Genomic DNA, 456 nt, shown 5'->3' with positions numbered 1-456 from the left:
GGACAAGAAAATCTCTTTTCTGGTCTGACGGCGCTTACTGCTGAATTCACTGTCGGCGAAGGTGAGCTGATGACTCATGATGAACCCTTTTTCATGGCTCCAGATGACAAACATGATCTCATATCAGGGACTTGTTCGCACCTTCCATAAGTACACCCCAGCCAAGAAAATAGAATCATCCGACATCTCTTCGTTGACGAACCCTTCACACTTTCTGGGTATGAAGCGTCGTTTTGAGTGTAATGCACCCTGTCATTTGATTCGGGCTTTTCCATACAAAAAACAGGTTTAATACAAGGTGATGCGCCCTTTTTATACCAATCGGATTAAACATTAGGTCAGTTTTATCCAATCTCGGCTACAAAGTGACATCACCCGCTCCACATCGGCAATAAAGTGCTTCCAGGCCGATGTGCAGGCATCAAGGATGTCGTCGTAATCCTTGAAGCTGCGATT

1 pseudogene is annotated in these 456 nt (G+C 45.2%); it reads right to left on the bottom strand.

Features of this window, described 5'->3' with window-relative positions:
• Nucleotides 1-333 precede the first annotated feature (333 nt).
• Nucleotides 334-456 (bottom strand): annotated as a pseudogene (locus MUW49_RS14300) (IS630 family transposase); the annotation flags it as partial.

The sequence above is a fragment of the Aeromonas sp. LsrichE-8G genome (genome assembly GCF_022869435.1).
Taxonomy (GTDB): domain Bacteria; phylum Pseudomonadota; class Gammaproteobacteria; order Enterobacterales; family Aeromonadaceae; genus Aeromonas; species Aeromonas caviae.
Note: the sequence above shows the minus strand (reverse complement) of the source record. Positions and strands in the feature narration are given on the sequence as shown.